This is a genomic window from Streptomyces sp. URMC 127 (genome assembly GCF_051386535.1).
Lineage (GTDB): Bacteria > Actinomycetota > Actinomycetes > Streptomycetales > Streptomycetaceae > Streptomyces.
In genome coordinates this window covers 1-8,070 of the sequence record NZ_JBPQTW010000266.1, presented here as the reverse complement: position 1 = coordinate 8,070, position 8,070 = coordinate 1, and the positions used below count along the sequence as shown (strand labels likewise).

Annotated in this window: 8 protein-coding genes; 1 reads left to right on the top strand and 7 read right to left on the bottom strand. The window is 73.1% G+C overall.

The annotated features are described in order from the left end of the window. The 7 genes from ACSNOH_RS31390 to ACSNOH_RS31360 form a co-directional block, all read right to left on the bottom strand. The coding region (locus ACSNOH_RS31390; RefSeq protein ID WP_436724843.1) for a DUF6081 family protein at positions 1–1,135 on the bottom strand (1,135 nt) is incomplete at its 3' end. A gap of 141 nt (positions 1,136–1,276) precedes the next feature. Beyond that, positions 1,277–2,338: an alkene reductase gene (locus tag ACSNOH_RS31385; protein WP_436724842.1), complete on the bottom strand. Its 1,062-nt coding sequence runs from the start codon at positions 2,336–2,338 to the stop codon at positions 1,277–1,279. 187 nt (positions 2,339–2,525) lie between these two features. Beyond that, on the bottom strand, positions 2,526–3,761 hold the full coding sequence (locus ACSNOH_RS31380) for an MFS transporter (protein WP_436724841.1): 1,236 nt from the start codon (positions 3,759–3,761) through the stop codon (positions 2,526–2,528). A gap of 97 nt (positions 3,762–3,858) precedes the next feature. Then, on the bottom strand, positions 3,859–4,416 hold the full coding sequence (locus tag ACSNOH_RS31375; protein WP_436724840.1) for an NADPH-dependent FMN reductase: 558 nt from the start codon (positions 4,414–4,416) through the stop codon (positions 3,859–3,861). Between the two features lie 62 nt (positions 4,417–4,478). Beyond that, positions 4,479–5,564 carry an acyl-CoA dehydrogenase family protein gene (locus tag ACSNOH_RS31370; protein ID WP_436724839.1) on the bottom strand — a complete coding sequence of 362 codons (1,086 nt, stop codon included), beginning with the start codon at positions 5,562–5,564 and terminating at the stop codon, positions 4,479–4,481. Between the two features lie 214 nt (positions 5,565–5,778). Then, positions 5,779–6,558 carry an antibiotic biosynthesis monooxygenase gene (locus tag ACSNOH_RS31365; protein WP_436724838.1) on the bottom strand — a complete coding sequence of 260 codons (780 nt, stop codon included), beginning with the start codon at positions 6,556–6,558 and terminating at the stop codon, positions 5,779–5,781. Positions 6,559–6,730: 172 nt separating this feature from the next. Continuing rightward, positions 6,731–7,600 (bottom strand): NmrA/HSCARG family protein, encoded by an 870-nt coding sequence (locus tag ACSNOH_RS31360; RefSeq protein ID WP_436724837.1) that lies wholly within the window; start codon positions 7,598–7,600, stop codon positions 6,731–6,733. A gap of 199 nt (positions 7,601–7,799) precedes the next feature. Between ACSNOH_RS31360 and ACSNOH_RS31355 the strand changes: the two genes are divergently transcribed. Then, positions 7,800–8,070 (top strand): MarR family transcriptional regulator (locus ACSNOH_RS31355; protein WP_436724836.1); only part of this gene is annotated, 271 nt, incomplete at its 3' end.

The window sequence follows — 8,070 nt, the reverse complement described above, 5'->3', positions numbered from 1 at the left end:
TCCGCGACATCGTCCGCGACATCGTCCTCGACGCCGACGGCATCCCCCTGTCCGGCCTGATCGCCCTGCCCGCGGCGGAGATCTCGATCTTGCTGACGTCGAGGGTGGCGCCCTGGCCCCACAGCCGGTTGCCGGCCTGGCTGGTCTCGTCGAGGAAGGTCTGCCGGGTGGGCGCGCCCTTGCGGGGGTCGAAGTAGTCGACGACGGAGTCGATGTGCACCAGGCCCCTGCTGTCGCTGCCGACGGCGCCGTCGAGGAGCGTGAAGGTGGACACGCCGCAGTTGAGCTGGCGCGGGTGGACGACCTCTTCGGTGCCGCCGTGGTCGAGCGTCATGTACTTGCGGTCCAGCGCCCGGGTGCCGATGCCCTTGACGTTCAGGACGCTCTTGCCGTTGACCGTCCAGGTGACGCTGGAGTTGGCGCTGTCGACCGAGATGAGCAGGGAGTCCTTCTGGGTGCTGCTCGCGCGGTCCGCGACGGGGACGGCGTACGAGTAGGCGGCGTAGGTCGTGCCGGGCATGCGCAGCCGCTCGTAGATCGCGTAGACCTTCTTGTTGGTCACGAAGAAGTCGAAGATGACGGCGGACTGGGCGTCGGAGACGACCATGGCGCCGGCGGCCAGGCGCGGGTCGGACTGCGGGTCGGCGACGGCCGCGCCGAAGGGGTGCCGCTCGGTGCCGGTCGTGGTGGCCGACATGCTGGTGGTGCAGTTGAGGAAGCCGGTCTTGGGGGTGTCGAAGCCCGGGTAGCCGGCCGCGGAGGTGTTCTTGGGGCGGGCGCCCCACTTGACGTGGTCCCAGGTGCCGTTGCCGCCCTGGGACTGGGGGGCGCTGGTGGAGGCGAACGCCGGCTTGCCGGTCACCGGGTCGGTGCCGGTCGGCACGACCTTCAGGCCGCCGCCGGAGTTGGTGCTCGTGATGCCGTCGCCGGTGGCGAAGCCGCTGGTCGGCTGGGTCTCCCAGCGCGCGCCCGTGCCGCTGGTGGCGAAGCCGTAGCGGAAGTCGTCGTAGAAGAGCGTGCGCGGCGCGCCCGAGTCCGGCACGTCGGTGGCCTGGGCGCCGGTAGGCAGCAGGGCGATGCCGATGGCGGCCGCCGCCACGGCGACGGCGGTCTTCACCTTGTAGGTGGCTTTCATGGTCTGACTCCGTGGTCCGGTGCGGGAAGTGGTGGAGGAGCGTGCGGTGCGGCGTGGGGGGCGTGAAACGAACGGCAGGCGCCCCGTGGCTCGGATGAGCCACCGGGCGCCTGCCGGTGCGAGGGGAGAACGTGCCGGGGGTCAGCCCTGGAGGGCCGGGTAGTCCGTGTAGCCCTTGGCGTCGCCGCCGTAGAACGTGGCGCGGTCGGCCTCGTTGTACGGGCCGCCGGCCGCGAGGCGGGCGGGCAGGTCGGGGTTGGCGAGGAAGCGGGCGCCGAAGGTGAGGACGTCGGCGGTGCCGTCCTCGATCAGGTGCAGGTCCTCCTGGCCGGTCGGGCGGTCGCCCGTGCGCGGGTTGAGGAAGAACGGGCCGTTGAACTCCTTGCGGACGCGCAGCATGAGCTCGTGGTCGGCGTCCTCCTGGAAGTGCAGGTAGGCCAGGCCGAACTTGTTCAGCTCCTCGACGAGCGCGAGGTAGGTGGGCTCCGCGTCCGGCTCGCTGATGTCGTTGAACGGGACCGCGCCGATGCGGATGGCGGTGCGCTCGGCGCCGATCTCGGCGACGACGGCCTTGACGGTCTCGACCGCGAAGCGGATGCGGTTCTCGACGGAGCCGCCCCACTCGTCGGTGCGCTGGTTGGCGTTGGGCGCGAGGAACTGGTGGATGAGGTAGCCGGTCGTGCCGTGCAGCTCGATGCCGTCGAAGCCGGCGGCGATCGCGTTGCGGGCGGCCGTGGCGAAGTCGGCGATGGTCTGCCGGATCTCCTCGCCGGTGAGGGCGTGCGGGGTGACGAAGTCCTTCAGGCCCTCGGGGGTGAAGACCTGGCCGGTGGCGGCGACGGCGGACGGGCCGACCGGGACCAGGCCCTCGGGCAGCAGGACCGGGTGGCCGACGCGGCCGGCGTGCATCAGCTGGGCGAAGATGACGCCGCCCTCGGCGTGCACGGCGTCCGTCACCACGCGCCAGGCGTCGACCTGGGCCTGGGAGTGCAGGCCCGGGGTGAAGGGGTAGCCCTGGCCCACCGCGGAGGGCTGGATGCCCTCGGTGATGATCAGGCCGGCCGAGGCGCGCTGGGCGTAGTACTCCGCGGTCAGCGCGGTGGGCAGGCCCTCGGTCGCCCGGCTCCGGGTCATCGGGGCCATGACGATGCGGTTCGCCAGGCGCACGGAGCCGATGTGGATCGGGTCAAAGGCAGTGGTCATGATCCGGTTCCTTCACACGTTTATGTGGCGGGCCAAGTAAGTGCACTGTAGCAGGGTTGTTGGCCCGACAACAATTGGTCGAACAAGTAATCTGCGGGGCGGGTCGGCCGGCGGGCGGGGCCGCGAGGGTCCGGCGGAATTCCCGGCCACCGAGGCCGACGCGGTCGCCGGAAACCGCCGGGACGGCTCAGCGTTGCGGCTGAGGCGCGGATGCCGCCGCGGGCTGCGGCAGTTGGTCCGCCGACGCCGTCCCCGTGGCCCGCATCGGCAGCAGCGCCAGCAGGACGACCGCCGCGATGCCCGCGGCCGTCAGGAATCCCGTGGTCAGCGACGTGGCCGCGATCAGCGGGCCGAAGACCAGGGGCGAGACGAACTGGCCGAGGAAGCTGAACGTGCCCGACAAGGACGTGGCCCGGCCGCGCAGTTCGGCCGGCGCGCCCTCGCCGATGAGGACGGTCAGCGCCGGGAACGACATGCCCTGGCCCAGTCCGAAGAGCGCGGAGGCGACCAGCAGCAGCGCGGACTGCTCGACCGTGGCCAGCAGCACGAAGGCCAGCGCCCAGCAGGCGGCGGAGACCTTCAGCAGCACCGGGTAGCCGAGGGCGCCGCGCAGCCGGGCGTAGACCAGCCCGACCAGGCTCATCAGCACCGTCATCACGACGTTGTAGAGCGCCACCACGAAGGGCTCGGTGACGCCGAGCTCCGCCAGCCGCTGGGGCTGGAAGACGCCGAGCGCGTAGAGCAGCACGGACGCGGTGGCCTGCACGAGGTAGAAGCCGAGGAGGGCGGGGTTGGCGCGCAAGAGCCGCAGGACGCCGCCTCCGCCCGCCGGACGGCCTCCGCCCGCGGCCTCCGCGGGGAGGGCCCACAGCGTGGCGAGGCCGACGGGGATGCCGACGAGGTAGATGCCGAAGGGGGCGTGCCAGGAGACGCCGCCGAGCCCGCCGCCGATCAGCGGCCACACCACGCCGCCGAGGCTGATGGCGGTGGCCCGCCAGCCCATCACCCGGTCGCGCTCGGGCCCCTGGTAGAAGGAGAGCAGGGCGACGGTGGTGCCGGCGAAGACGGCCGCCGCGCCGACGCCGAAGACGATGCGCGTGGCGATCAGCAGCCAGTACGAGTCGGTCACGAGGCCGGCGCCGCCGGCGACGCCGTAGAGGACGAGGCCGCCCGCGAGCGGCAGGCGGATGCCGTGGCGGTCGATGAGCCGGCCGACGAGCGGGCTCGCGACGGCCAGGGACAGGCCGTGGGCGGTGAGGATCAGGCCGGCCGCGGTGCCGCTCACGCCGAGTTCACCGCGGATCACCTCGACGACGGGCATGAGGATCGCGCCGGCCATCACGGTGAGCGTCGAGGCGAGCAGGAGGACGGTCAGGACGGCCGGCCGCTGCGCGGTGGCCGCCGCCGGAGTGGGTGAACTCATCGGAAACCTCGGTGGGTTGTCTTCAAGGAAGCGCACGGGGGACGGGGGAGGAAACGCACGGCGCGACCGGGCCGGGCCGCCGGGTCAGGCCGCCAGGTCAGGCCGCGAAGGGGCGCTTCTCGCGAGCCTCGCGCAGGGACCGCGCCCACCACACGAGCTGGTTGAGCATGGCCTTGGCCGCCAGGGCGATGCCCTCGGGGTCCTTCGGCCGCCCCTCGTCGTCGAACTGGTCCCAGACGTTGGCGAAGCTGACGCTGTCGCGCAGGGTGACCGCGTGCAGCTCGGAGAAGACCAGGCGCAGTTGCTCGACGGCGCGCAGCCCGGCCGAGCGGCCCCCGTAGCAGACGAAGGCGACGGGCTTGGCGTGCCACTCGTCCACGTGCCAGTCGATCGCGCTCTTGAGGACGGCCGGGTAGGCGTGGTTGTACTCGGCGGTGATGACGACGAACGCGTCGGCGGCCGCCAGGCGGGGGGAGATCCCCGCGAGCCGCTCGGCGGCCTCGGCGCTCGGCGGCCGGGTGACCAGGACGGGGAGGCCGGCCTCGGGGAGGCTGACGACGTCGATGTCGAACCCGCCGAACCTCCGGGCCTCCGCGACGAACCACTCGGCCACGGCGGGGCCGGTCCTGCTCTCGGGGCCGCTGCTGGTGAGCACGGCGAGGCGAATGCGCCCTTGTGACATGAGTGGCCTTTCGGGGAGAGGGGGCGGGGAGGACGTCAGGCGCCGGCCGGCCGCGGCGCGGCCCAGCGCAGCGCGGCGGACTCGAACTGCAGGCCGCCGTGGCTGGCCGCGCCGCGGACGTCGCGCCAGATCCGCTGCAGGGGGCTGCCCTCGGCCTGGGCGCGGGTGCCGGCGCCGCGGAAGAGGCGGTCGACGGCTCCGGAGAGGATCTCCACCGCGAGCGCGCAGTCGCGCGAGCCGCGGGCGGTCTCCTCGGCGGTGACGCCGCCGCGGTCGGCGGTCGCCGCGGCGCGCAGCAGCAGCAGCTCGGCCGCGTCGATCTCGCCGGCGGAGCGGGCGATGTCCACGCGGACGGAGTCCTTGGGGGGCTTGGCCGAGGACAGGGAGGCGGAGACGACCGCGAGGGCGGCGCGGGCGGCCCCGAGGATGGGCGCGGCGAAGGTCAGGCTGTTGACCGCGAGCCACGGGGCCGCGTACACCGGCTCGTCCGAGGCCTGGTTACCGGCCATCAGGTCGGCGAAGGGGAAGGAGCGGTGGGCCGGGACGAAGGCGCGCTCGACGGTGAGGGCGTGGCTGCCGGTGGCGCGCATGCCCAGGGTGAACCAGGTGTCCTCGAAGGTGTAGTCCGCGCGCGGGACGGCGAAGAAGCGGGCCTCGCCGGCGTCCGTGGTGGCCATCAGCAGGGCCCACTCGGAGAATTCGACGCCGCTGACGAAGCTCCACGTGCCGGACAGCTCCCAGCCGCCGTCGACGGGCTCGGCGACGACCTGGGAGACCAGGCCGGCCACCAGGCGGGTGCCGGGGCCGTCCGCCCAGACGTCGGCCCGGCCCTCGGCCGGCAGGAAGCCCGCGAAGCGGCCGGTGTGCGCCATGAGCGAGCCGACCCAGGCGGCGGAGGGGCACTCCTCGGCCACGGCGGCGACGGCGCGGGTGACCTCGGTGAAGGAGACGGGCGCACCGCCGGACTCCGCGGGCACGAAGGCACGGCTGAACCCGGCGTCGGCGAGCGCGTCGACCACCTCGGGGCGCAGCCGGCGGCCGGCGTCGGCCTCGACCGCGCCTTCCCCGGCGACCCGGGCGGCCTTGGCGGCGGCGGACAGCAGCTCGGTCTGGGTGGGCATCGTGGTGTTACCTCCGTGAGTGGTGTGCTGCGTGCTTCCGCGTCGGCTCGGCGGCGGGCCGGACGGTCGTGCGTCCGGCAACGGGGCCCCGGCAATTCGAAATAGTGCGGTGAACGCTACTGATGAGCTTCTTCGACGCGGCTTTTGTTTTCAAGCGGGTGCGCGTCAGATCTCCGTGAACTCTTTGTCACGCACCGGTGAGAGAAATTCAGGCCTATTCCGCGGGGCGCTCTGCGGCCGGTGCGGAGGGTGCGGCCAGGCTCCACACGAGCCGGTAGCGGGGGCAGCCCACGCCCCGGACGCCGGGTGTCGCGCGGGTCGTGGCACCGGCCTCCTGGAGCGTGGCGCTGTGCAGGGACTGCTCGTGGAGCTCCTCGGAGGTCCACTCGGCGTAGTTGAGGATCCGGGTGCCGTCGGTGCTGAAGTGGAAGTGGGCGGCGACCAGTCCGGGCAGCGGGCGGGAGAGCGGGCCGGCGACGAGGGTGTCGATGATGGCGCGCTGCCGCTCGGGACCGTCGACGTCGAAGAGCGGGGTGGCGATGCAGGCGGGGACGGCGGTGGCGCTGCGGCCGGGCCCGATGGTGCGGTAGCGGCGGAAGGCCAGCGGCTCGGAGCGTTCGAGGTCGGCGGGGGTCTCCCCCACTCCGTGGATCATCACCGGGCCGTGGGCGGCGGCGTGCCGGAGGCTCGCGGCCCGGTCCGTCCACTGCGCGTAGGCCATGACGGCGGCGCCGTCGGTGCCGGCGTAGAAGCTGAGGGAGAGCAGGCCGCCGGGCAGCGGCCGGGCGCGCCACGCGGCGAGCGTGGCCCGCGCGGCGGCGCGCTGGGCCTGCGGGGAGCCGGCGTGGCGGGTGCTGACCAGTGCCACGCCGGCGTCGGGGCGGGTGATGTCCGGGAATTCTCCGCGGGCGGCGGCGTCGAATTCACCGGGGAATTCGGCGGCGTCCGGGAATTCGGCGGTGTTTTCGGTACGGGCTGCGGTGCGGGGCGCCATGCGGATGTCTCCAGTTCTCGCGGCCGGGAAACGCACAGGCCGGCCGCTGCGCCCCCGGGGGATCGGGGCGCGGCGACCGGCCTGAGTTCAGGGTGGGAAGGCGAGTTCCCGGCGGTGCTGCGTGCGGTGCTCGTTCGCCGTCGTGGCGGCGGCCGTTACTTCGCGGGGGCAGTTACTTCGCGGGGGCGGTCCAGTTCTTGGCCACCCACTGCTCCAGGGTGATGAGGTCCGGGCGGCTCGCGCGCAGGGCGGGCAGGTCCGCGATGTAGCCGTGGTCGTTGAACCAGCCGAACATGATCGCGGCCTCCTCGCTGAAGGCGCGCAGCGCGTCGGCGGGCTGGGAGACGAAGCGGACGGGCTCGCCGGCGGCGCGGGCGAAGACCTCGGCCATCTGCGGGCCGGTGAGGGCGTCACCGGCGATCTCGATCTGCTTGCCGATGTACTCGGCGGGGTTGTCGAAGGCGTCGGCGGCGAAGACGCCTATGTCGTCGGTGGCGATCATCTGCAGGACGGTCTGCGGCTCCAGCGCGAGGGTGAGGACGAGCTCGCCGTCGACGCGGGCCGGGCCGATGCCGGCGAAGTTGGACAGGAACATGGTGGGGCGCAGCACGGTGGCGGGCAGGCCCAGGGCGGCGATGTGCCGCTCGATCTCGCCCTTGCTCTCGAAGTGCTCGACGCCGCTGTTGCGCTCCGCGCCGCCGACCGAGCCGTAGACGAAGTGGGTGACGCCCGCGCGGTGGGCGGCGTCGGCGACGGCCTTGCCCTGGCGGATCTCGCCCGCCGAGCCGTCGGGGCCCTCGAAGGTCTGCACGCTGTAGACGCCGTAGGCGCCGGCGAGCGCGGCGTCGAGGGAGGCGGCGTCCTCCATGTCGCCCTTGACCAGCTCGGCACCGGCCGCGGCCAGGGCCTCGGCGCCGGCCGACTGCGGGTCGCGGACCACGGCGCGCACCGTGCGGCCGCGGCGCAGCAGCTCACGGGCGACCGCTCCGCCCTGCCGGCCCGTGCCGCCGAAGACCACGATCACTTCCTCGCGTGCAGACACCGCACACACAACCTTTCCGAAAAAACGACGAACGATGACGGAACCGCAAGGGGCGGCGACGAGCGACGCCGCCCATTGCTTGGTGCCACAACAATATTGATTGGTCGACCATGTGTCTACCGGTCCGGCCGGTGGATTTTCCGGATCCGCCCCGGTAACCTGTGGCCCGCCAAATAACGGGGGGACGGAAGGGACAGCCATGAAGGAGTACGGCGAGGTCAGCCATCTGGTCACCCGGGTCGCCCGCGCGCACTGGGCGGCCGCGTCCTCACTGCTGCAGCGGTGCGGCCTCTACCCGGGACAGGAGCTGCTGCTGATGCAGCTGTGGGAGACCGACCACCAGTCCCAGACGAGCCTGGCCAAGGCCCTCCGGCTCGACCCCTCCACCGTCACCCGGACCGTGCAGCGCCTCCGTGCGCTGGCGCTCGGACATCCCCTTCGTCGTCAGCGCCTCCAGCTCCGCCCAGGAC

Coding starts and splice junctions, on each gene's coding strand:
- ACSNOH_RS31365 (WP_436724838.1), bottom strand. CDS start 6,558: ATGGCGCCCCGCACCGCAGCCCGTACCGAAAACACCGCCGAATTCCCG.
- ACSNOH_RS31370 (WP_436724839.1), bottom strand. CDS start 5,564: ATGCCCACCCAGACCGAGCTGCTGTCCGCCGCCGCCAAGGCCGCCCGG.
- ACSNOH_RS31380 (WP_436724841.1), bottom strand. CDS start 3,761: ATGAGTTCACCCACTCCGGCGGCGGCCACCGCGCAGCGGCCGGCCGTC.
- ACSNOH_RS31385 (WP_436724842.1), bottom strand. CDS start 2,338: ATGACCACTGCCTTTGACCCGATCCACATCGGCTCCGTGCGCCTGGCG.